The following is a 23,445-nucleotide window of genomic DNA, read 5'->3' as shown; positions in this document are numbered from 1 at the left end:
GTTATACCTTCGCCACGAGTGGGCGACCGAGCAGGCCCTGGGGACGGAAAATCAGGATCACCACCAGCAGGGAGAAACTGAACACGTCTTTGTAGTCAGAGTTGATCAACCCCGAGAACAGCGACTCGGAAATACCCAGGATGATCCCGCCCAGCATGGCCCCAGGCAGGGAGCCGATGCCGCCGAGTACCGCTGCGGTAAATGCCTTGATGCCGATGATGAAGCCGGCATAGAAGTCGAACGTGCCGTAGTTCAGGGTGATCAGCACACCGGCCAGCGCGGCCATGGCGGCACCAATCACGAATACGTAGGAGATGACCCGGTCGGTGTTGATACCGAGGATCGACGCCATCTTGCGGTCTTGCTGGGTAGCGCGGCACATGCGGCCGAGCTTGGTGTACTTGATGATGTAGGTCAGCAGGCCCATGCCGACGAACGCGGCCACCAGGATGAACACCTTGGTGTAGGTCAATTGCACGAAGCCGGTGCCGATATCGACTCTCCAGGCGCCGGCCAGCAGCGTCGGGATGCCTTGTTGCTTGGCGCCCTGGGCGATCTGCGCGTAGTTCTGCAGGATCAGCGAAATACCGATGGCGCTGATCAGCGGTGCCAGTCGGGTGGAGTTGCGCAGCGGTTTGTAGGCGACACGCTCGATGACCCAGCCGTAGACGCCGGTGACGACGACGGTGAAGATCAGGGTGCCAAGGATGAGCAGCGGGAAGGATTCGATGCCGAAGTAAGCCAGCAGTGCCAGACTGATCGCCGCGAGGTAAGCGGAAATCATATAAACCTCGCCATGGGCGAAGTTGATCATGCCAATGATGCCATAGACCATTGTGTAGCCGATGGCGATCAAGCCATAGACCGACCCGAGGGTCAGCCCATTGACCAGTTGCTGCAGGAAAATACCATCCATAACGCAATCTCACGCAGTGAGAGCCTGCACACCTGTGGGTGTGCGGATCTTCTAGGAGGAAAAGACAGACACAAAAGAGGCTGGCAACCAAGTCCCCGTGTAGGAGCTGGCGTGTGTGGGCGCCGGGCTTGCCCGCGATAGCGACACCTCGGAATGTCAGTCAACCCGAGGTGACGCTATCGCAGGCAAGCCAGCTCCCACAAAAGCCCGGTTCCCACAGGGTCAAGTGGCGTCTAACCCATCGCGCTAACTATTACTTCTGCTTTTCCAGCTGGTGATACTTGCCGTCCTTGTCCCACTGGTAAACCACATAGTCGGAGATTTTCAGGTCGCCCTTGGCGTCCCAGTTCTTCTCGCCCATGACGGTTTTGACCGGGTGGGATTTCAGCCATTTGGCTGCGTCTTCGCCCTTGTCGGACTTGGCGCCATTGAAACCGGCGGCCAGGGCCTGGATCGAGGCGTAGGCGTACAGGGTGTAGCCTTCAGGCTCGGTGCCATTTTTGCGGAACTCTTCCACCACGGTCTTGCTGTCTGGCAGCAGGCGTGGGTCGGCGCCGAAGGTCATGTACACGCCATCCACATACTGTGCACCACCGGCAGTGGCCACCAGTTCGTCGGTCACCACGCCGTCATCGGACATGAACTTGACGTCTTTCAGGCCGGCTTCACGAATCTGCCGAACCAGTGGGCCGGCTTCCGGGTGCAGGCCGCCGAAGTACACGACGTCAGCACCGGTGGAGCGGATCTTGGTGACCAAGGCGCTGAAATCTTTCTCGCCACGGGTCAGGCCTTCTTCCAGCACCGGCTTCACGCCGCGCTTGGTCAACTGCGCCGCAGTGGCGTCGGCCAGGCCTTTGCCGTAGGTGTCCTTGTCGTTGATAACGGCAACTTTCTTGCCCTTGAGCACGTCGACGATGTAGTCGCCGGCCACGATGCCTTGCTGATCGTCACGACCACACATGCGGAACACGGCCGACAGGCCACGCTCGGTAACCTGCGGGTTGGTGGAGCCCGGGGTGATCATGATCACGCCCGCATCGGCATACACCTCGGAGGCTGGGATAGTGTTCGACGAGCAGAAGTGCCCGACCACGCCAATCACTTTGTCCTGGTCAACCAGGCGGTTGGCCACGGCCACGGCCTGCTTGGGTTCGCAGGCGTCATCGCCGGCCACCAGCTTGATCTGCTCGCCGTTGATGCCGCCGGCCTTGTTGATGACATCGGCTGCCGCCTGGGCACCTTTCATGTACTGCTCACCAAATGCCGCGTTGGCGCCGGTCATCGGCCCCGCTACGCCAATCTTCACATCAGCTTGAGCAAACGCAGAAACACCCAGCGCCGCAGCAACGGCGAGGGCTAGAAAACCTTTCTTGTAAAACGTCTGGGACATGAGTGGTGCTCCGAGGTTTTTGTTGAATTGGCACTGCAGCTTCACTTCAAAAACTTTCGGAGAAAGCCCAGAGCAAGCGTCGTGCCATTACGTTTTTATTATTCAAAAAGACACGGTGTCATTGTTATTGCAGGTTTTTGGGCGCCTTTTGATTGGACGTGCAACCGTCTACCTCAACCAGGTGCAACCATTGGACCTATAAAGTGCAACCCGACCAATCAAGCGCTGCAACCCGGCCATTAAACGGCCACCCTTGAACATGTAACAGCGTGCGTAACGGAAGTGCACATTTACAGTGCGTTACTGCTACGACTCGCACCAATACAGATTAGTAGCCGGCTAAGAAAATGCAGGCTTCTGAGGGGTATTTCGTTGATCAGATCACGATCCGCAGGCATTGGCCCGCGTGATACAGCGAGAATCCCGCCTCGTACAAACAGCTGCGCAGGCCCACACCGGCCAACGGCTGCATCGGCGCAAAGGGGATCGGCAGTGCCTGTGGATCCTGGTGACACAGATAATCCGCGAAGGCTTTGCCCACGACACTGCCGGTCGTCACCCCGCGCCCGTTATAACCGGTGACCGCCACCAGCCCGGGCGCCGGCTCGAACAGGCGCATCAAGTGGTCCGGGGTGAACGCGATGCAGCCGGTCCAGGTGCACTCCCACTGCACCGGTTTGAGGTACGGGAAGTAGTGCTGTTGCACCCGATCGGCCCAGGCCTTGAGGAACCACGCGGGTTTCTGGTTGCCGTTGCCCAGGCTGCCGAGCAGCAGGCGGCCTTCGGCGTCGCGGCGGATGCTGCTGAGTACCTGGCGAGTGTCCCAGGAGCCTTGGCCGCCCGGAAGGATTTGTTGGGCGGCGTCGTCGGTCAGAGGGGCCGACGCCACCTGATAGTAATAACCGGGGAAGAAGTTGCGGCGCAGTTCGGTCCACTCGCCTTCGGTGTAGGCGTTCGAAGCGATCACCACCTGTTCGGCCTGCACCGAGCCTTGGGCAGTCTGCACTGACCAGTGCTGGCCCTGGCGTTCCAGTTGGGTGACTGGGGAGTGATCGAACAACTGTCCGCCGAGCCCGACGGCGGCATTGGCCAAACCACTGGTGTAGGCCATCGGGTTCAAGGTGCCGGCCCGCCGGTCGAGCAAGGCGGCGGCGATCTTTTTGGTACCGGTGGCTTGTTCGCATGCAGCGCCGGTCAACAGCTCCACCGGTGCGCCACGACGCTTCCATTGTTCCTCACGACTGCGCAAATCCGCCTCGCCACGGGCGTTGTGCGCCATGTGCAAGGTGCCCTCGCGACGCAGTTGGCAGTCGATGTTGTATTTGTCGATCAGGCTGAACACCAGGGACGGTGCCGCGCCGAGCATGCGGTTGAGCTGGCTGCCCACCGCGGTACCAAAACCGGCTTCGATCTCGTCCGGGGGAATCCACATCCCTGCATTGACCAGCCCTACGTTGCGCCCCGAACCACCGTGGCCGGTGCGATGGGCCTCGAGTACGGCGACACTTTTTCCTTGTTCCAGCAAGTGTATGGCTGCCGACAAACCGGTGATGCCGGCGCCGATCACGCACACATCCACTTTTACCTCGCCCTTGAGCGCGGCACGATCCGGCCGGCCAGGAGTGAGTTGTTCCCACAAACATGCTTCGCGTAATGCCATTGCCAGACTCCGATGAGACCTAACAAACCACTTTTCCGAATTGTAAATACGGTCAAATGTGGGAGCGGGCTTGCTCGCGAAAGCGGTGGATCAGATAAGCATTCGTTGACTGACACACCGCTTTCGCGAGCAAGCCCGCTCCCACATTGACCTCACTCCGACTTGAGGTATCAGTCGAAGGTAATACCCTGGGCCAGCGGCAGTTCCAGCGAGTAGTTCACGGTATTGGTCTGGCGACGCATGTACCCGCGCCATGCATCCGAGCCCGACTCACGCCCGCCACCGGTCTCTTTCTCACCGCCAAACGCGCCACCAATCTCCGCGCCGCTCGGGCCGATGTTGACGTTGGCGATCCCGCAGTCACTGCCTACCGCCGACATGAACTGCTCGGCCTCGCGCACGTCAGTGGTAAAGATGCACGAAGACAGGCCTTGTGGCACCGCATTGTTCAGGCGCAGCGCTTCAGCGAAATCGGTATAGCCGACCACATACAGAATCGGCGCGAACGTCTCGGTGCACACCACATCACTCTGCTCCGGCATTTCCACGATGGCCGGCGACACGTAGTAAGCGTTGGGGAACGTGTCTTCCAACTGGCGCTTGCCGCCAAACACCCGGCCGCCTTCGCTCAAGGCCTGCTCCAGGGCGTCCTGCATGTTTTCGAAGCTGTGCTTGTCGATGAGCGGGCCGACCAGGTTGCCTTCCAGCGGATGGCCGATGCGCACTTTGGAATACGCAGCCTTGAGGCGGGTGACGATTTCCTCTTTTACCGACTCATGGGCGATCAGCCGACGCAGGCTGGTGCAGCGCTGGCCGGCGGTACCGACGGCGCTGAACAGAATCGCGCGCACGGCCATGTCCAGGTCGGCGCTTGGGCCGAGGATCATCGCGTTGTTGCCGCCCAGTTCGAGAATGCTGCGGGCAAAACGTGCAGCGACTTTCGGCGCTACTTCGCGGCCCATGCGGGTGCTGCCGGTGGCGCTGATCAGCGCAACACGCGGGTCATCCACGAGTGCGGCGCCGGCATCGCGGCCACCGATGATCACCTGGCTGAGGTACGGCGGCGCATCGCTGAAGTTCTTCAGTACGCGCTCGAACAGTGCCTGGCAGGCCAGGGCGGTAAGCGGGGTTTTTTCCGACGGTTTCCAGATCACTGCGTTGCCGCACACCAGCGCCAGCGCGGTGTTCCACGCCCATACGGCGACCGGGAAGTTGAAGGCGCTGATCACGCCAACCACGCCCAGCGGGTGCCAGGTTTCACGCATGTGGTGGCCCGGACGCTCGGAGGCGATGGTCAAGCCGTACAACTGGCGCGACAGGCCGACGGCGAAGTCGCAGATGTCGATCATTTCCTGCACTTCACCCAAACCTTCCTGGGTGATCTTGCCGGCTTCCCACGACACCAACTCGCCGAGGTCGGCCTTGTACTCGCGCAACACGTCGCCGAACTGGCGCACCAGCTCACCACGACGCGGGGCCGGCACCTTGCGCCAGGCCTCGAATGCATGCTCGGCGCGACTGACCTGCTGCTCCACCTCGGCGGCGCCTTCCCAGTGCACACTGGCAATCCGGCTGCCATCAATGGGCGAATGCACGGGTTGTTTACCCGACTGGTACAGCGCCGGGTTTACCCCGAGACGATCAAGCAATGCGGCAACCATGGGTCACTCCTTCAATCTACAAACAGAAATTTGCGCCGCCAGCGGTCGCGGCGATCCAGACCTTATTTGTAGCTGGCCCAAGACTTGCCAACAAACGACGATTAGGCGAGATATCATTCCGTTTATTCATGCTAAGAACAAAAAGAGGCGTGCCGTGCTGAATAAAAGACATTTGCCCTCGATCACCGCCCTGCAGTGCTTCGAAGCGGTCACCCGCCACCTGAGTTTTACCCGCGCCGCCGAAGAGCTGAACCTCACCCAGAGCGCTGTCAGCAAACAGGTCGCGCAGCTGGAAGAACTGTTGCAGCACCTGCTGTTTCGCCGGGTGCGCCGCCGCTTGCAGATGACCCCGGCGGGCGATCTGTACCTGGTGGAAGTGCGCAAGATCCTCACCCAGGTGGAGATGTCCACCCATTACCTGCGCTCCTACGGCGGCGAGACTGAAGTGCTGCGGGTGTCCACGCCCTACACCTTCGGCGCCCGCTGGCTGGTGCCGCGCCTCAAGGGCTGGCGACTGCGCCATCCGCAGATTCACCTGGACCTGTGCAACGAACAGGAGCCCGACGAGCTGCTGCAAGGCAAGGCCGACCTGGCCTTCTACTTTGGCCAGGGCTCACGGCCCGGCACCGAGAGCCTCAAGCTGTTCAGCGAAGAACTGGTGCCCGTGTGCTCACCCGACAGCCTGCCCGCCCAAGCATTTACCGATCCCACGCAACTGAGCGAACTGGTGTTGCTGCAAAACGCCTCGCGCCCGCAAGGCTGGCACGACTGGTTCGCCGCCCAGGGTCATCACACCGAGCACAGCTACCATGGGCCGCGCTTCGAGACCTTTTATATGTGCATTCGCGCCGCACAGGTTGGCTGCGGTGTGGCGCTGCTGCCCAGGTTTCTGGTGGAAGAAGAGCTCGCCGAAGGCAAGCTGGTGATCCCCTGGCAGCATGCGATGCCGAGCCAGGATGCCTATTACCTGGCCTACCCCGAGCACTCGGCGGAAGTGCCCAAGGTGCGGGATTTTGTGAAGTGGATGATGGAGCAGGTTGAGTCTGATTGAGGCGCGTTGCCTGCAATACCGCCTTCGCGAGCAAGCCCGCTCCCACATTTGAAATGCGTTCCAAATGTGGGAGCGGGCTTGCTCGCGAAGGCGCCAGGGGCCAAACAACCATACCCAGCTGAAAAAACACTGGCAAAACAGCACAGGTCTATGCGCCACTAGCGCCATTCCTTAATTGTGCGTAAAGGTCGGCGCCCATCGCCGACCCGTCTGGAGATTCCCGTTATGAGCGAGAGTGTGTTTGCCGATCGCATCGTGCAGAACCTGCTCGACACCGACTTCTACAAGCTGACCATGATGCAGGCGGTGCTGCACAACTACCCGAACGTGGAAGTTGAATGGGAGTTTCGTTGCCGCAACAGTGAAGACCTGCGCCCGTACCTGGCGGAGATCCGCTACCAGATCGAGCGCCTCGCCGAGCTGAGCCTGAGCCCCGACCAACTGGGCTTCCTGGAACGCATCAGCTTCATGAAGCCGGATTTCCTGCGTTTCCTCGGGCTGTTTCGCTTCAACCTGCGCTACGTGCACACCGGTATCGAAAACGGTGAGCTGTTTATCCGCCTGCGCGGGCCATGGCTGCACGTGATCCTGTTTGAAGTGCCGATGCTGGCCATCGTCAGCGAAGTGCGTAACCGCTATCGCTACCAGAGCGTGATCCTCGAACAGGCCCGCGAGCAGCTGTATCGCAAGTTCGACTGGCTGACGGCCAACGCCAGCGTCGAAGAACTGTCCGAACTGCAGGTCGCGGATTTCGGCACGCGTCGACGCTTCTCCTACCGCGTGCAGGAAGAAGTGGTGAACGTGCTCAAGCACGACTTCCCCGGGCGTTTTGTCGGCACCAGCAACGTGCACCTGGCCCGCGAGCTGAACATGAAGCCGCTGGGCACCATGGCCCACGAATGGATCATGGCCCACCAGCAACTCGGCCCGCGTCTGATCGACAGCCAGATCGCCGCCCTCGACTGCTGGGTGCGCGAGTACCGTGGCCTGCTGGGCATCGCCCTGACCGATTGCATCACCACCGATGCGTTTCTCAGCGATTTCGACCTGTACTTCGCCAAGCTCTTCGACGGCCTGCGCCACGACTCCGGTGACCCGGTGCAATGGGCCGAAAAGGCAATCGCCCACTATCACAAGCTGGGGATCGAGCCGATGAGCAAGACCCTGGTGTTCTCCGACAGCCTGTCGCTGCCCAAGGCGCTGGAGATTTTCCGCGCGCTGCGTGGTCGGATCAATGTGAGCTTCGGCATCGGCACCAACCTGACCTGTGATATTCCAGGTGTGGAACCGATGAGCATCGTGCTTAAAATGACTGCCTGTAATGGCCAGCCCGTCGCGAAGATTTCCGATGAAGCGGGCAAGACCCACTGCACCGATCCGAACTTTGTCGCCTATTTGCGCCACGTTTTCAAAGTACCTGCCCTACCCAGCAAGGAGTGAATCATGCAAGCCGTACAGCGCGAGATTGCTGAACAGCTCAAGGTCCAACCACCGTTCAAGGACCAGGCCGCCCTTGAGGCGGAGGTCGCCCGGCGCGTTACCTTTATCCAGGATTGCCTGCTCAATTCAGGCCTCAAGACGTTGGTGCTGGGCATCAGCGGCGGCGTCGACTCCCTGACCGCCGGCCTGCTGGCCCAGCGTGCAATGCAAGAGTTGCGGGCTGCCAAGGGTGACGATGCGTACCGCTTTATCGCGGTGCGCCTGCCGTACGAAACCCAGTTCGACGAACACGATGCCCAGGCGTCCGTGGACTTTATCGAGCCCGACGAGCGCCACACAGTGAACATCGGCCCGGCGGTGAAATCCCTGGCCAACGAAGTGGCGGCGTTTGAAGGCAAGGCCGCAGTCTCCCGGGACTTCGTGCTGGGCAACACCAAGGCGCGCATGCGCATGGTGGCGCAGTACACCATCGCCGGCGCGGCCGGTGGTTTGGTGATCGGTACCGACCATGCGGCGGAAGCGGTGATGGGCTTTTTCACCAAGTTCGGTGATGGCGCCTGCGACCTGGCGCCGCTGAGCGGGCTGGTGAAGAACCAGGTGCGTGCGATTGCCCGGCACTTTGGTGCTCCGGAATCGCTGGTAGAGAAGATCCCGACGGCCGACCTGGAAGACCTGTCGCCGGGCAAGCCGGACGAAGCGTCCCATGGCGTGACCTATGCCGAGATCGACGCGTTCCTGCACGGCGAGCCGGTGCGCGAGGAGGCCTTCAAGATCATCTGCGACACCTATCGCAAGACCGAGCACAAGCGGGTGATGCCGTTTGCACCCTGATCTGACGTAGCGGCTCATTCTGGCAAAAGGGCTTGCTGTGGCGAGGGAGCTTGCTCCCGCTGGGGCGCGAAGCGGCCCCTGAAACCTGCTTACTGCTTTTTCTGATGCTACGCGGTGAGCTTATTGGGGCTGCTCCGCAGCCCAGCGGGAGCAAGCTCCCTCGCCACAAGAGCAGCCTGCCTACAGGCAAAAAAAGCGCCCCGAAGGGCGCTTTTTTTTGCCTGAAGATTGCTTACTTCAGGGTCACAGTGCCTTTCATCATCGAGATGTGGCCTGGGAACGAGCAGAAGAACGCGTAGTCAGTGCCTGCCGCCAGCTTCGACACATCGAAGGTCACGGAGTCTTTCTCGCCGGCACCGATGATCTTGGTGTGGGCGATGATGCGGGTGTCGCCGTCTTTCAGGTAGTTCTTGTCGATGCCGGCAGCCATGCCGTCGCTGGCGATGCCAGGCATGTCGGCGGCGGAACTCAGCACCCAGTTATGGCCCATGACGTTTTTCGGCAAGCTGCCGGAGTGGGTCAACTCAACGGTGAACGTCTTGCAGCTCTTGTCGATTTCGATGGCCTTGGTGTTGAAGGACATCTGGTCAGTGGAGTCGACAGTGACCTTGCACTCTGCAGCAAGCAACTGGCCGCTAGCCAGAGTCAGCAGGGAAACAGCAACGAGTTTGGCAAACATGTGAATCTCCAGGGCAGGGTTTAAAAAACGCATATTGCGACAAGGGTGCCTGAGTCAGGCAGGACTTCATATGATCTGTATCAACAGATTGTATACAACTTTAGGCTATCAGACTCATCGACACAATCTACCGGCCAAAGTGCGGGTGCCGGCCTATGATCGGTCCATCACCCATCCGGAGTCCCAGCCATGCACCTCAATAGTCTGTTCCGCAGCCTGCTTGCCGCCTATGCCTGTGGTGCCAGCGGCACCTGCGAAACACCTCAACGCGAGGTTTAATCCTTTGAGAGACGCAAGCCAGCCTTTACTCTTTAGCCACAACTGAGTGGAGTCAGGTATGTCCTTGAAGTCTGTCTGTGTGTTTTGCGGTGCCAGCAGCGGCACCAACCCGGCCTACCGTGAAGCAGCCGTGGCCCTCGGGCGCGCGCTGGCCAAGCGCAAGCTGACCCTGGTGTACGGCGGCGGCGCCGTGGGCCTGATGGGTATCGTCGCCGATGCGGCGCTGGAAGCCGGCGGCGAGGTGATCGGAATTATTCCCGAAAGCCTGAAAAACCTCGAAATCGGCCACAAAGGCCTGACCCGCCTGGAAGTGGTCGACGGCATGCACGCCCGCAAGGCACGCATGGCCGAACTGAGCGACGCCTTTATTGCGCTGCCGGGCGGCCTGGGCACCCTGGAAGAACTGTTCGAAGTCTGGACCTGGGGCCAGCTCGGCTACCACGGCAAACCGCTGGGTTTGCTCGAAGTGAACGGTTTTTACCGCAAGTTGACCGATTTTCTTGATCATATCGTCGGCGAAGGCTTCGTCCGGGCACCGCATCGTGCCATGCTGCAAATGAGCGAATCGCCGGCTGAGCTGCTTGACGTACTGGATGCCTGGCAACCGCTGGTCCTGCCCAAATGGGTGGACCAAAAACCCGATTAACCCTTGGGACGCGATTAAAGGCAGAATACGCGCCGCTCAACCTCACCTTCGACCCCAGAGGATCGCCCATGGCAAAACCTAATTACTCCTTCGCCAAACGTCAGAGAGACTTGGCCAAAGAGCAGAAGAAAGAGGAAAAGCTGCAGCGCAAGAAAATTGCAGCCGACGAAGAAGCCGGTGCACTGAACCCGGATGCTGAAGGTACAGTGGCTACAGACGAAACCGAAGCACCGAAAGACGCTGAATAGGTGATCGTTCCCACGCTCCGCGTGGGAATGCATCCTGGGGCGCTCTGCGTCCCGATTTGAGATATGCGCAGGGTGACGCAGAGCGTCACAACAGGCATTCCCACGCGGAGCGTGGGAACGATCTTGTGCATTACTCCAGCGGCATCACCGTCACCCGCACTTCCGGGTCATGGCTCCCTCCCCCCAGAATCACCCCCCGCAACGGCGAAACATCGGAAAAGTCCCGGCCCCAGGCCAGGGTGATGTGTTCCAGTGCCGGCTGCACATTGTTGGTCGGGTCAAAATCCACCCAACCCGACACCGGGCAAAACACCGACACCCACGCGTGGGACGCATCCGCGCCGATCAACCGTGGTTGGCCGGGCGGTGGCTGGGTCAGCAGGTAACCGCTGATATACCGCGCCGCCAGGCCCCGGGAACGCAGGCACGCGAGCATCAGGTGGGCGAAGTCCTGGCACACGCCGCGCCGGCGCTCCAGCACTTCCACCAACGGCGTGGCGACCTGGGTGGCTTCGGCATCGAAAGTAAATTCGCTGAAGATCTTCTGCATCAGCGCCTGCACACCCAACAGCAACGGACGACCAGCCGGGAAACAGTCTTCGGAGAACTCGACGAAGCTTTTCTTCAAATGCACATAGGGCGATTCGAACCGATAGCGGCACGCCTCGATCACTTCGGCCGACAGCGGCTGGCTGCTGTAGGTCAGGCCGTTGCGGGTCTGGTCCCAGGCCGGCGACAGGCTGAAATCCAGCAGCGGCCGCGCCAACACCTCCACTGTCAGCCCGGCGTTCACCAGCAGTTCATCATGGGGCCGCTCGAATGCCAGCCGGGTGATCGGGTTGCCGAACACATCCAGTTCATCCCGGCGCGAGGTCGGTTCTGGGCTGATCTCCAGTTGCTGCGAGCTGCAGCGCTGCCAGGCGCAAGGCCGCGGCCACAGGTGCGCCAGCTGCTGGGCCAGGGACACCGGGCTGTCGTAGTGGTAGTGGGTATCGTGGAAAATCTGGTAGCGGGCACTCATCACACAGACACCGTTTGCTGGCTGACATCGTCCACATGGGCAAAATGGCGCAAGGCCAGGCGATCCGAGACTTGCCCACTTTCATCGGCCACCGCTTGCAGCAGGTCGGCCAGGCCATCCAGCGCGGCACGCACACTGGACTCGCCGAACAGCGGGTTCTCCAGGCAGCCCAGGTCAAAGCGCGCCAGGCGCTCCACCAACGGCGCCAGCCCGGTTTCCCGGGGCACGCCGAAATCGTCATTCAAGCGGCGCAAGGTGCGGCTCACCAGTTTCAGCTGGAACAGCACTGCGTGGGGGTTTTGCTCATCCAGCAGCAACAGGTCCAGCACCGGAATCAGCTGCGGTACCGCGAGGTAGCGCGAACGATAGGTGATGCTGCTGTTGCCCAGCTCCAGCAACCACTCCAGCCCGGCCTGATCGAACACCGCCACGCCGCGCAGGAACGCCGCCAGGCTGCTGCTGAGAAACTGCAGGCGCTCGATGCGCCGGCCCATCATCAGGAAGCGCCAGCCTTCGTCGCGGGTCATGTCGTCAAGGGCAAAGCCCGACAGCGCGGCCAGGGACATCACCAGGCGGTTGAGGAAATCCAGCAGTTCGCCGAAGTCCGGCTCTTCGCTTTCCAGGTCCAGGGCTTCGCGCTGCAACTCCACCAGCGCCTGCCAGTTTTCCCGGGACAGCTTGCCGCGCACCTGGGACGCCGCCCACTGCAAGCGCTGCAAGTTGGCCCGCAGGCTCGACGGCCAGTCGTCACCGAGCAACGCCGCCTGAAGCCGCTCAGGCAACTCGCCCTCCTCCGGCAACAGTCGCAGGTTCTCACCCAGTTCAACCGCCGCCTGCAGCGCCAGCGGGTCGTCTCCGTCGACATAGCGGGCGAGGACGATCCGCAACCAGCGCGCACTGTCATCACAGCGCTCGCAATAACGGCCAAACCAGAACAGGTTTTCCACCACCCGCGACGGCAGGTACGGATCACGCCGCACCAGGTCATGGGCGCCGATGGCCCGTTGGGCGCGCCATTGCTCGGTGCCATGGGCACGTTCGCCGAGCACCCAGGTGTCCTTGCTCGCACCGCCACGCTGCATCGACACCACTTCGGCATCGGCATCGGCGGCCACACGGGTCAGGCCACCGGGCAGTACCCGATAACCGTCGGCGCTGGCTACGGCGTACACACGCATGCCGATGGCGCGGTGCTGAAGGTGATCGTCAACGGTGTGCCAGACCGGCGCCTGGGACAACTGCGCAAGTTCCTGGGCGACATAGGCGTAAGGCCGCGCGCGCATGCGCTCAGCCAGGGCCTCGCGTTGTTCGTCGTTCAAGTCGCGGCCAAATACCGGGGTAAAGCTTTGCGACGGAAACGCCGGCTTGATCAGCAGCTCCGGCAGTTTCTCCAGGGCTTCGGCCAGCACCGGCGGCTCACCGCACCACCAGGTCGCGATGGACGGCAGGATCAGCTCTTCGCCAAACAGGAATTGATTGATCTTCGGCAGAAATCCCAACAGGCCAGGGGATTCCAGCACGCCACTGCCCAGGGCGTTGGCCACCAGCACATTGCCCTGGCGCACGGCATCCAGCAGGCCGGGCACGCCGAGGGCCGAGTCGGTGCGCAGTTCCAGCGGGTCGCAGAAGTCGTCGTCCAGGCGGCGCATGATCGCGTGCACCCGGCGCAGGCCGCTGAGGGTCTTGAGGTACACCGTGGCGTCGCGCACGGTCAGGTCGCCGCCTTCCACCAGCGGGTAGCCAAGCTGGCGGGCGAGGTACAGATGCTCGAAATAGCTTTCGTTGAAACGGCCCGGGGTCAGCAGCACGATCAGCGGTGGCTGGTCGTCGCTCGGCGCCTGGCGGGCCAGGGTTTCCTGCAGGGTGCGGAAGAACCCGGTGAGGTGCTGCACCTGCAAGTCGCGGTACAGGTCCGGGAAGGCGCGGGACACGATGGTGCGGTTTTCCAAAGCATAACCGGCGCCGGACGGGGCCTGGGTCCGGTCGGCGGTGACCCACCAGCGGCCATCCGGCGTACGCGCCAGGTCCACGGCGTACAGGTGCAGGAACGCGCCGTCGGGCGGCTGGATCCCCTGGCACGGCCACAGGAAATTGTTATGGCCGAACACCAGTTCTGCCGGCAGCAAGCCTTCGGCGATCAAGCGTTGCGGGCCGTAGAGGTCGGCCAGTACTGCATTCAGCAGGCGCGCACGCTGGGCGATGCCGGCGGAGAGTTGCTTCCATTCATCGGCGGCCAGCACGTGGGGCAGCAGGTCCAGCTCCCAGGGGCGATCGGCGCCCTTGGGGTCGGCGTAGACGTTGTAGGTCACGCCGTTTTCCTGGATCTGCCGAGTCAGCAAGGCTTGGCGCTGGGCCAGTTGCGCCGGGGTGCTGCGTTGCAAGTGATCGAGCAGCCGCTGCCAATGGGCGCGAACCGCGCCGCTGTCGTCCAGCAGTTCGTGATAAGTGCCCGCGGTCAGCGGGTAACGGTCGAGCAAGTCGGGCATGGAACGCTCGGCAGAGGCAAGGGAAGTCAGATTAATTTACAAACACTGCAAATCCAGTGTGCAAGCAGGCTTGTGTGGGAGCTGGCTTGCCTGCGATGCAAGCACCTCGGAGTCTCTGTTAAACCGAGGTGATGCTATCGCAGGCAAGCCAGCTCCCACACAAACCCTGCTCCCACATTTTGAATCGCATTTAGTCATTCTTATTGGAGAAGCGCCGCAAATCCAGGGTCATCGGCAATTCATCATTGATCACCACACTCGGCACCGGCAATTTCCCGGGGCTGTGTCCCAAGCGGAAAAACCGCGCCATCCGCCGGCTTTCAGCTTCATTGGCATTCACCGGCAGGCTGTCGTAATTGCGCCCGCCCGGATGGGCGACATGGTACTGGCAACCGCCCAGCGAGCGCTGCATCCATGTGTCCAAAAGATCGAACACCAGTGGCGCATGCACCGGGATCGTTGGCTGCAGGCAGTTGGCCGGTTGCCAGGCGCGATAACGCACGCCAGCCACAAACTCGCCGACACGCCCGGTGGGTTGCAGCGGCACCGGGATGCCATTGCAGGTCAGCAGGTAACGCTGGGGCGGCAGGCCACTCAACTTGACCTGCAGGCGCTCCAGGGACGAATCCACGTAACGCACCGTACCGCCCACCGCACCCTCTTCGCCCAGCACATGCCAGGGCTCAAGGGCCTGGCGCAATTCCAGTTCGATGCCGCTGACGGCGTAGTCACCGACCTTGGGAAAACGGAACTCCAGGTGCGCGGCAAACCATTCGGCCCGCAGCGGATAACCGGCAGCGTTCAGCTCGACGATCACGTCGGCAAAATCCTGCTCGATAAAGTGCGGCAGCAGGAAGCGGTCATGCAGCTCTGTGCCCCAGCGCGCCAGCTTCGGCGGCGCATAGGGTTCACGCCAGAACCGCGCGACCAGTGCCCGCAGCAGCAACTGCTGGGTCAGGCTCATGCGGGCATGGGGCGGCATTTCAAAGGCACGCAATTCCAGCAGGCCCAGGCGGCCGGTGGCACCGTCCGGCGAGTAGAGCTTGTCGATGCAGAACTCGGCGCGGTGGGTATTGCCAGTGACGTCGATCAGCAGGTTGCGCAGCAGGCGGTCCACCAACCATGGCGGGCATTCTTCGCCCGCTTCGGGCATCTGCGCGAAGGCGATTTCCAGCTCATACAGCGCATCGTTGCGCGCTTCGTCGACCCGTGGTGCCTGGGAAGTCGGGCCGATGAACAGGCCGGAAAACAGGTAGGACAATGACGGATGGTTATGCCAATAGCTGATCAGGCTGCGCAGCAGATCGGGACGCCGCAGGAACGGCGAATCCTTGGGCGTAGCGCCACCGAGCACAAAGTGGTTACCGCCGCCGGTGCCGGTGTGGCGCCCGTCGATCATGAATTTTTCTGTGGTGAGGCGGGTTTGCCGGGCTTCTTCGTAGAGAAACTCGGTGCGTTCCACCAACTCGTCCCAGGTGGCGGACGGCTGCACGTTGACCTCGATCACACCCGGATCCGGCGTCACCCGGAAGTTGCTCAGGCGTGGGTCGCTCGGCGGCTCATAACCTTCCAGCAACACCGGGCAATGCAGTTCTTCGGCGGTGGCTTCGATGGCGGCCACCAGTTCCAGGTAATCCTCGACCCGTTCCAGCGGCGGCATGAACAGGTACAGGCGGCCGTCCCGTGCCTCGGCGCACAGGGCGGTGCGGGTCAGCCAGTCGGCAGACTCGTCGATCTTCGGGATACGGTCTTGGCTGGCAGCTGCCTCGCCATGGCTTTGCAGTTGTGAGGTGGTCGGCAGGTCTGCCAGGTCCTGATTGGGATCGGTGGGGTGTACGAACGGATAGTCCGCCGCCGTTACCCACGGTTGCGAGGCCAGTGGCAGGCGATAACCCAACGGTGAATCGCCCGGCACCAGGCGGCAATGGTTGTCCCGCAGGTACCAGCGCCCGCTCTGCCAGCGGTCATTGGCCGCCGTGCGCGCCAGCGGCAGCACCTGGCCGATGACTTTATCCAGGCCCTGGCTGAAGACCTTGCGCAGGCGCTCGCGCTCAAGCTTGTCCTCCAGGCGCGGATCTTCGGCGCTGACGTTTTGCGGCAAGGCGCCTTCGCGCCACAGGTAATAGAAATTGTCTTCGTAGGCCGGAAATACAAACTGCGCGGGCAGTTTCAGGCGCTCGGCAACGCTGGCCAGAAAACGCCCGGCCATCATGCCATCGGCGCCGTAGCTTTGCTGCTCATCGGCGATCAGCGCGCTGTTGTGCCAGATCGGCACGCCGTCGCGGCGCCAGTAGCAGTTGAGGGACCAGCGCGGCAGTTGCTCGCCGGGGTACCACTTGCCCTGGCCGAAATGCACCAGGCCCTTGGGTGCGTAGTGCTTGCGCATGCGCTGGAACAGCTCGGCGGACAGCCGGCGTTTGTCCGGGCCCAGGGCGGCGGTGTTCCATTCGGCGCCGTCGGGGTCGTCGATGGAAACGAAGGTGGGTTCGCCGCCCATGGTCAGGCGTACGTCGTCCTTGTGCAGGTCACCGTCGATCTGCCGGCCCAGGGCCTGGATCGCCAGCCACTGCTCTTCGGTGTAGGGCTTGGTAACCCTGGGGGCTTCCCAAATCCGCTCCACGGACATCTCGTGGGTAAATTCGCACTCGCAGGGTTCCACCAGGCCACTGATGGGCGCCGCGGAAGAAGGATCAGGACTACAGGCCAACGGGATATGACCTTCACCGGCGAACAAACCGGAGGTGGCATCGAGGCCGATCCAGCCGGCGCCGGGCAAATACACTTCGCACCAGGCGTGCAGGTCGGTGAAATCCACCTCGGTGCCGGACGGGCCGTCGAGGGCTTTGACGTCGGCGGTCAGCTGGATCAGATAACCGGACACAAATCGTGCCGCCAACCCAAGGTTGCGCAGCAGTTGCACCAGCAACCACGCCGAATCCCGGCAGGAACCGGAGGCGTTTTCCAGGGTGAATTCCGGAGTTTGTACCCCCGGCTCCATGCGGATCAGGTAGCCGATGTCGGCGGCCAGACGCTGATTCAGGCCCACCAGGAAATCCACCGCCGGCAACGGCGTGCGGTCGATACCCGCCAGATACGCGGCGAATCTCGGGGTCAGCGGCAATGTTTCGAGGTACGGCGCCAGCTCGCGCTGCTCATCGGCGGCGTAGCTGAACGGGATTTTTTCGGCGTAGGGTTCCAGGAAGAAATCGAACGGATTGAATACCGCCATCTCCGCGACCAAGTCGACTTCGATGCGCAGCTCATCAGTTTTTTCCGGGAACACCAGACGCGCCAGGTAATTGCCCTGGGGATCTTGTTGCCAATTGATGAAGTGCTGTTCCGGCAGCACCTTCAGCGCGTAGGAAAGAATCCGCGTGCGGCTATGGGCCGCCGGACGCAGACGAACAATCTGTGGGCCGAGTTCGACCGCGCGGTCGTAGCGGTAATGCGTAACGTGGTGCAACGCGACATGAATCGACACGGCGGCCTCCTGCGAGCCAGGGCATGGAAACAAAGCGCGCAAGACTTATGCCAGAGCAGTGGTCATTGCGCTTTATCGTGGGACCCGGTGCAGTACAGCACCAAAACGGCGCGATGGCCGCCGTCGTGGTGCGAGGGTTGCACATATTTGTGGCGGGAGTGTGAGGGTGGGTGGTGAATCTACCCAGTCAACGGGCTTTGTGCCTGGCGATCACGGCTTCACGCAGGTGGCGCACTTCGACCAGTTTCTGGCGCATTTCGCGGTGGCGCTTGCTGTTAAGCACCAGCAGCGCCAGCAACGGCAACAGCACGCTCATGCCATAAATAAATGGATGCGGTCGGTACTCGATCGTGGGCAGCACACACACAAGACAAAGCCCCAGCAACACCACCAGCGGCCACACCCATTGCGGGCGTCCGCGGGCGATCATGAAGTTGCAGTGTACGATGACCAACGTCAGAGCGATTCCGCCGAGAAAGGAGTACTTGGCGTTATCCGCCAGGGGAAGGTCCCGGAAATAGCTGTCAAAAAACAAAGGCACCGCGAAGACCAGGGAAAATACCGCTGCAAATATCGCCCCCATGAAAACCGGAAAGTACCGGGATAGAAAGGCACGAATGCTCGGTGCTTGGTTCATTGCTCAATCTCCTCGTATAGACCTACGGCAATGGTTCGGACATTCCCGGAGAGCGCACTGCCCGTGAAGCCAATCGAGGCGCCCAACGCATCCTGTATTTGCGTGACCGTTGCGTGCTTGACCTGTGTGGGCGTGAAGCGCTTGGGCAGCTCACCTGACAACTGTCGCAACTTGAGCATCTTCGAGCTCAAGCGAGGGTCGTTAATGCTCAGCAACTCCTTGGTCAGTTTGGCGCGCTCTTGTCGATTCAAGCCTTTCAGTACCTCCCGAACACTTTTGCCGGTGGTCGCCTTATTCAGCCGGACCAACTTGAGGGTGGTGAGTGACGATGCACCGACTCCGACCAACGATGCGGCGTCCAACGCGATCATCGTGTATTGATACCATTCCTCGCCGTCGAGCTCGTCGTTGCGCGACGGATTTCTTATTTCGTTGACGGTCCGGTAGCCACCGGCAAAACACTGAACGGTACTGGCTGCCGCAGCGGTGTAGCCGAGGGCTGCGACCACCGTACTGGCACCCGCCGAAAACGGTATCGCGACAGAGCCGCTGAGCACCACTACCCAGCCGATGACTGCACCGGCACACGACAGCGTGGTGTTGATCGCTTCACCCACCAGCCGCGATTCACGGGGATTGTCTTGCACCTGCTGGGCGAACTGCGCCGGCGCTATGTACCGCTGCGCTTCCCGCAGGATCACGCGTTTGGGCGCAATGCTGCAGATGGGTTGGAATTCGCGCAGGGTCACGATGTTGAAGTCAGCATCGATATACACCACACCCGCCCCCACAATGCCGGGGTCGGCGTCGATGGCGGCAAACAGGCGTGGCAGGTTGATCTGGCTTTCGATGCGCTGGCGGGCCATGAACTGGGAGCGGTTGGAGTCCATGCCGATGCCAAGCAGGGGGCTGCTCATGGGGGTGTTCTTCCTTGAAATGGGTGGTGTCTGAACTGGCGCTTTCGCGAGCAAGCCCGCTCCCACATTCGACCGCATTCTCATGCTGAAACCCGGTCACATGTGGGAGCTGGCTTGCCTGCGATGGCGCTCGAATGGGCGCCACCTTAACAAACAGGCTACCCACCCGCTAGAAAGCAAAACGCCAGCACGAGGCTGGCGTTTTGCGTTTCAGGCGGCGATCAACGCGGCACCACCGGCTTGCGGGCTGGCTTCTTGCCTTTGCCCTTGGCGGCGTCGGTGCGCTCCTTGGCGGCCTGCTTGTTGCGCGCCATGGCCGCGGCCTTGGCTTGCTCACGCTTGTCCCAAGGGTTGCTGCCATCACTGCCACGCGGCGGCAGGCCGGTATGCTGGGTGAGGATCCTGGTGGTGGTTTCCTTCGCAACCTTGTGGCTGCCAGCCGGCGTCGAGTTTTTGCGACGGGCGCTCTGGTAGCTGTCGGTGGACGGTTGGTGCAACGGGATCAGTTGCTCCTTGCCCGGCCCGATCAGGTCGGCACGGCCCATGCGAGTCAATGCTTCACGCAGCATCGGCCAGCCCTTCGGGTCGTGGTAGCGCAGGAAGGCCTTGTGCAGGCGGCGCTGTTCTTCGCTCTTGACGATGGTCACCGCGTCGCTCTTGTAGGTGACCTTGCGCAGCGGGTTCTTGCCCGAGTGGTACATCGCCGTGGCGGTGGCCATTGGCGACGGGTAGAACGCCTGCACCTGGTCGGCGCGGAAGCCGTTGCCCTTGAGCCACAGGGCCAGGTTCATCATGTCTTCATCGGTGGTGCCCGGGTGGGCGGCGATGAAGTAAGGAATCAGGTACTGCTCCTTGCCCGCTTCCTTGGTGTACTTCTCGAACATGCGCTTGAACTTGTCATAGCTGCCGATGCCCGGTTTCATCATCTGGTTGAGCGGACCTTCCTCGGTGTGTTCCGGGGCGATCTTCAGGTAACCACCGACGTGGTGGGTCACCAGCTCCTTCACGTACTCCGGCGACTCGACCGCGAGGTCGTAGCGCAGCCCGGAAGCGATCAGGATCTTCTTCACACCCGGCAACGCACGGGCGCTGCGGTACAGCTGGATCAACGACGAGTGGTCGGTGTTCAGGTTCGGGCAGATGCCCGGGAACACGCAGGATGGCTTGCGGCACGCGGATTCGATTTCCGGGCTCTTGCAGGCAATGCGGTACATGTTCGCGGTCGGGCCGCCGAGGTCGGAAATGACGCCGGTGAAGCCTGGCACCTTGTCGCGGATCTCTTCGATTTCGCGAATGATCGACTCTTCGGAACGGTTCTGGATGATTCGGCCTTCGTGCTCGGTGATCGAGCAGAAGGTGCAGCCGCCGAAGCAGCCACGCATGATGTTCACCGAGAAGCGGATCATGTCGTAGGCCGGGATCTTTTCCTTGCCGTACGCCGGGTGTGGAACACGGGCGTAAGGCATGCCGAACACGTAGTCCATTTCTTCGGTAGTCATGGGAATGGGCGGCGGGTTGAACCACACATCCACTTCGCCGTGCTTCTGTACCAGCGCGCGGGCGTTGCCCGGGTTGGTTTCCAGGTGGAGCACGCGGTTGGCGTGGGCATACAGCACCGAGTCGCCACGGACTTTTTCCACGGACGGCAGACGGATCACGGTCTTGTCACGGGTCATGCGTGGGCTGGCCAGGATCTGTACCACCTTGGCCTCTTCCGGGTCTTCCACCGGGCCCTTTTCCTGCTCGATGGCGCAGGCCTGGGTGTCCTGGGTATTCACGTACGGGTTGATGATCTTGTCGATCTTGCCCGGACGGTCGATACGGGTGGAGTCCACCTCGTACCAGCCTTCAGGCGTGTCACGGCGAATGAACGCAGTGCCGCGCACGTCGGTGATGTCTTCGATCTTGTGGCCCCACGACAGGCGCTGGGCGACTTCGACGATGGCCCGCTCGGCGTTGCCGTACAGCAGGATATCGGCACAGGCGTCGATCAGGATCGAGTTGCGTACACGGTCCTGCCAGTAGTCGTAGTGGGCGATGCGGCGCAGGGAGGCTTCGATGCCGCCGAGCACGATCGGCACGTGCTTGTAGGCTTCCTTGCAGCGCTGGCTGTAGACCAGGCTCGCGCGGTCCGGACGTTTGCCGGCCATGCCGCCTGGGGTGTAGGCGTCATCGGAGCGGATTTTCTTGTCGGCGGTGTAGCGGTTGATCATCGAGTCCATGTTGCCGGCCGCGACGCCGAAGAACAGGTTCGGCTCGCCGAGCTTCATGAAGTCGTCTTTGGACTGCCAGTTGGGCTGGGCAATGATCCCGACGCGAAAGCCCTGGGACTCCAGCAGCCGGCCGATGATTGCCATGCCGAACGACGGATGGTCCACGTACGCGTCACCGGTGACGATGATGATGTCGCATGAATCCCAGCCAAGCTGATCCATCTCCTCCCTGCTCATCGGCAGGAATGGCGCAGGACCGAAACATTCGGCCCAGTACTTGGGATAGTCAAATAACGGCTTGGCTGTTTGCATGACGGTGACCGGTGTTGAGATGAAAAATCGCGGGCGCGGAATATAGCACAAAATTTGACCAATTCCGACCTTTGCAGTCGGAATTGGCGGGCAGCGCTTTTACTCGTCTTCGAAGTTATAGCTGCCCGGCGCCAGGTTCTCGAAGCGGGTGTATTTACCGATGAAGGCCAGGCGCGTGGTGCCGATTGGCCCGTTACGCTGTTTACCGATAATGATTTCAGCGATGCCTTTATGCTCGGTCTCCGGGTGATACACCTCGTCCCGGTATACGAACATGATCACGTCAGCATCCTGCTCGATCGCTCCGGATTCCCGCAAGTCGGAGTTGATCGGGCGTTTGTTCGGACGCTGCTCAAGAGATCGGTTGAGCTGCGACAGGGCAACCACCGGGCAGTTGAATTCCTTGGCCAGGGCTTTCAACGAGCGGGAAATCTCGGAAATCTCGTTGGTCCGGCTGTCACCGCTGGAGCCCGGGATCTGCATCAACTGCAGGTAGTCGATCATGATCAGGGCAATATCGCCGTGCTCACGCACCAGGCGTCGGGTACGCGCGCGCATTTCCGACGGGCTGATGCCCGCGGTGTCATCGATAAACAGCTTGCGATCGTTGAGCAGGTTGACCGCCGAGGTCAGCCGCGGCCAGTCGTCGTCTTCCAGGCGGCCGGCACGCACCTTGGTCTGGTCGATGCGGCCCAGGGACGACAACATACGCATGATCAGCGATTCGCCTGGCATCTCCAGGGAGTAAACCAGTACGGCCTTGTCGCTGCGCAACACGGCGTTTTCCACCAGGTTCATGGCGAAGGTGGTTTTACCCATGGACGGACGGCCGGCGACGATGATCAAGTCGGCTGGCTGCAGGCCGCTGGTCATGCCGTCGAGGTCGGTGTAGCCGGTGGACAGGCCGGTGATGGCGTTGTCGGTGTTGAACAAGGTGTCGATACGGTCGATGGCCTTGGTCAGCAAGTCGTTGACGCTGACCGGGCCGCCGGTTTTCGGCCGGGCCTCGGCGATCTGGAAGATCTGCCGTTCGGCTTCGTCGAGAATCTCTTCGGCGGTGCGGCCTTCCGGGTTGAACGCGCTGTCGGCGATCTCGGTGGCGATGCCGATCAACTGGCGCAACGTGGCCCGCGCACGGACGATCTGCGCATAGGCCTTGATGTTGGCAACCGATGGCGTGTTTTTCGCCAGCTCGCCCAGGTAACCCAGGCCGCCCACTTGGGACGTCTGGCCTTCCTTGTCCAATTGCTCGGCCAGGGTCACCACGTCGATCGGTGAGTTCTGGTCGGCCAGCTTGGCAATGGCGCGGAAGATCAGGCGGTGGTCATGACGGTAGAAATCGCCGTCCGAGACTTGATCCAGCACGCGTTCCCAGGCGTTGTTGTCCAGCATCAAGCCACCGAGCACGGCCTGTTCGGCCTCGATGGAATGCGGCGGCACCTTCAGGGCAGCGGTTTGCAGGTCATATTGCTCAGGAGCGGAGATATCGTTCATGGCCACTTGGAATAGTTGGAGAATCTGGGGCTACAGAAAAACAAAAGGCACGACCTGTGAACAGGATCGTGCCCGATGTTAAC

The 23,445-nt window shown here is 61.5% G+C and carries 17 protein-coding genes; 5 read left to right on the top strand and 12 right to left on the bottom strand.

Going from position 1 to position 23,445, the window contains the following annotated elements; all coding sequences use genetic code 11:
• Position 1 precedes the first annotated feature (1 nt).
• The 4 genes from V6607_RS02940 to V6607_RS02925 all read right to left on the bottom strand — a co-directional run bounded on the left by V6607_RS02940 (position 2) and on the right by V6607_RS02925 (position 5,627).
• Positions 2 to 916, bottom strand: coding sequence for a branched-chain amino acid ABC transporter permease (locus V6607_RS02940; RefSeq protein WP_003217447.1), 915 nt, complete (start codon positions 914 to 916; stop codon positions 2 to 4).
• Positions 917 to 1,169: 253 nt separating this feature from the next.
• The gene (locus V6607_RS02935; RefSeq protein ID WP_003217449.1) at positions 1,170 to 2,306 is read right to left on the bottom strand and encodes a branched-chain amino acid ABC transporter substrate-binding protein; all 1,137 of its coding nucleotides are present in this window, start codon (positions 2,304 to 2,306) and stop codon (positions 1,170 to 1,172) included.
• A gap of 376 nt (positions 2,307 to 2,682) precedes the next feature.
• Positions 2,683 to 3,966, bottom strand: a complete 1,284-nt coding sequence (locus tag V6607_RS02930) for an FAD-binding oxidoreductase (RefSeq protein WP_087692468.1) — start codon at positions 3,964 to 3,966, stop codon at positions 2,683 to 2,685.
• 170 nt (positions 3,967 to 4,136) lie between these two features.
• Positions 4,137 to 5,627, bottom strand: coding sequence for an aldehyde dehydrogenase family protein (locus V6607_RS02925; protein WP_134325647.1), 1,491 nt, complete (start codon positions 5,625 to 5,627; stop codon positions 4,137 to 4,139).
• Between the two features lie 154 nt (positions 5,628 to 5,781).
• Here V6607_RS02925 and V6607_RS02920 point away from each other — a divergent pair, with 154 nt between their 5' ends.
• From V6607_RS02920 to nadE, 3 genes are all read left to right on the top strand, one after another.
• Positions 5,782 to 6,678, top strand: coding sequence for a LysR family transcriptional regulator (locus tag V6607_RS02920; protein ID WP_003217454.1), 897 nt, complete (start codon positions 5,782 to 5,784; stop codon positions 6,676 to 6,678).
• A gap of 225 nt (positions 6,679 to 6,903) precedes the next feature.
• Entirely contained in the window at positions 6,904 to 8,118 is a 1,215-nt protein-coding gene (gene pncB, locus V6607_RS02915) for a nicotinate phosphoribosyltransferase (RefSeq protein ID WP_003217456.1), read from the top strand.
• Positions 8,119 to 8,121: 3 nt separating this feature from the next.
• Entirely contained in the window at positions 8,122 to 8,949 is an 828-nt protein-coding gene (gene nadE / locus V6607_RS02910) for an ammonia-dependent NAD(+) synthetase (RefSeq protein ID WP_003217462.1), read from the top strand.
• Between the two features lie 232 nt (positions 8,950 to 9,181).
• On the opposite strand, the gene azu is transcribed toward nadE, so the two are convergent.
• Positions 9,182 to 9,628, bottom strand: coding sequence for an azurin (azu, locus tag V6607_RS02905; protein ID WP_008439083.1), 447 nt, complete (start codon positions 9,626 to 9,628; stop codon positions 9,182 to 9,184).
• A 337-nt stretch (positions 9,629 to 9,965) separates the two neighbouring features.
• Here azu and V6607_RS02900 point away from each other — a divergent pair, with 337 nt between their 5' ends.
• A complete protein-coding gene (locus tag V6607_RS02900) occupies positions 9,966 to 10,553 on the top strand; it encodes a TIGR00730 family Rossman fold protein (protein ID WP_134325645.1) in 588 nt (195 codons plus the stop codon).
• 68 nt (positions 10,554 to 10,621) lie between these two features.
• Entirely contained in the window at positions 10,622 to 10,801 is a 180-nt protein-coding gene (locus V6607_RS02895; RefSeq protein ID WP_003217470.1) for a hypothetical protein, read from the top strand.
• 130 nt (positions 10,802 to 10,931) lie between these two features.
• On the opposite strand, the gene V6607_RS02890 is transcribed toward V6607_RS02895, so the two are convergent.
• From V6607_RS02890 to dnaB, 7 genes are all read right to left on the bottom strand, one after another.
• Complete coding sequence (locus tag V6607_RS02890) at positions 10,932 to 11,822, bottom strand: transglutaminase family protein (RefSeq protein ID WP_003217471.1); 891 nt, start codon at positions 11,820 to 11,822, stop codon at positions 10,932 to 10,934.
• The gene (locus tag V6607_RS02885; RefSeq protein WP_134325644.1) at positions 11,822 to 14,308 is read right to left on the bottom strand and encodes a circularly permuted type 2 ATP-grasp protein; all 2,487 of its coding nucleotides are present in this window, start codon (positions 14,306 to 14,308) and stop codon (positions 11,822 to 11,824) included. Before V6607_RS02885 ends, V6607_RS02890 begins: the two co-directional genes overlap by 1 nt.
• 190 nt (positions 14,309 to 14,498) lie before the next feature.
• Positions 14,499 to 17,789: a transglutaminase family protein gene (locus V6607_RS02880; protein WP_134325643.1), complete on the bottom strand. Its 3,291-nt coding sequence runs from the start codon at positions 17,787 to 17,789 to the stop codon at positions 14,499 to 14,501.
• Positions 17,790 to 17,976: 187 nt separating this feature from the next.
• Complete coding sequence (locus V6607_RS02875) at positions 17,977 to 18,426, bottom strand: hypothetical protein (RefSeq protein WP_134325642.1); 450 nt, start codon at positions 18,424 to 18,426, stop codon at positions 17,977 to 17,979.
• Positions 18,423 to 19,343 (bottom strand): NAD synthetase, encoded by a 921-nt coding sequence (locus V6607_RS02870; RefSeq protein ID WP_134325641.1) that lies wholly within the window; start codon positions 19,341 to 19,343, stop codon positions 18,423 to 18,425. The genes V6607_RS02875 and V6607_RS02870 overlap by 4 nt, the downstream gene beginning before the upstream one ends.
• A gap of 221 nt (positions 19,344 to 19,564) precedes the next feature.
• Complete coding sequence (locus tag V6607_RS02865; protein ID WP_008439091.1) at positions 19,565 to 21,868, bottom strand: YgiQ family radical SAM protein; 2,304 nt, start codon at positions 21,866 to 21,868, stop codon at positions 19,565 to 19,567.
• 99 nt (positions 21,869 to 21,967) lie between these two features.
• Positions 21,968 to 23,362, bottom strand: a complete 1,395-nt coding sequence (gene dnaB / locus V6607_RS02860) for a replicative DNA helicase (RefSeq protein ID WP_003217484.1) — start codon at positions 23,360 to 23,362, stop codon at positions 21,968 to 21,970.
• Positions 23,363 to 23,445 lie beyond the last annotated feature (83 nt).

Origin of the sequence: Pseudomonas sp. KK18 (assembly GCF_037094675.1) — a bacterium.
In the GTDB taxonomy this organism is placed as follows: Bacteria; Pseudomonadota; Gammaproteobacteria; order Pseudomonadales; family Pseudomonadaceae; genus Aquipseudomonas.
The sequence above is the reverse complement of the archived record's forward strand: the minus strand, read 5'-3'. Positions and strand labels throughout refer to the sequence as shown.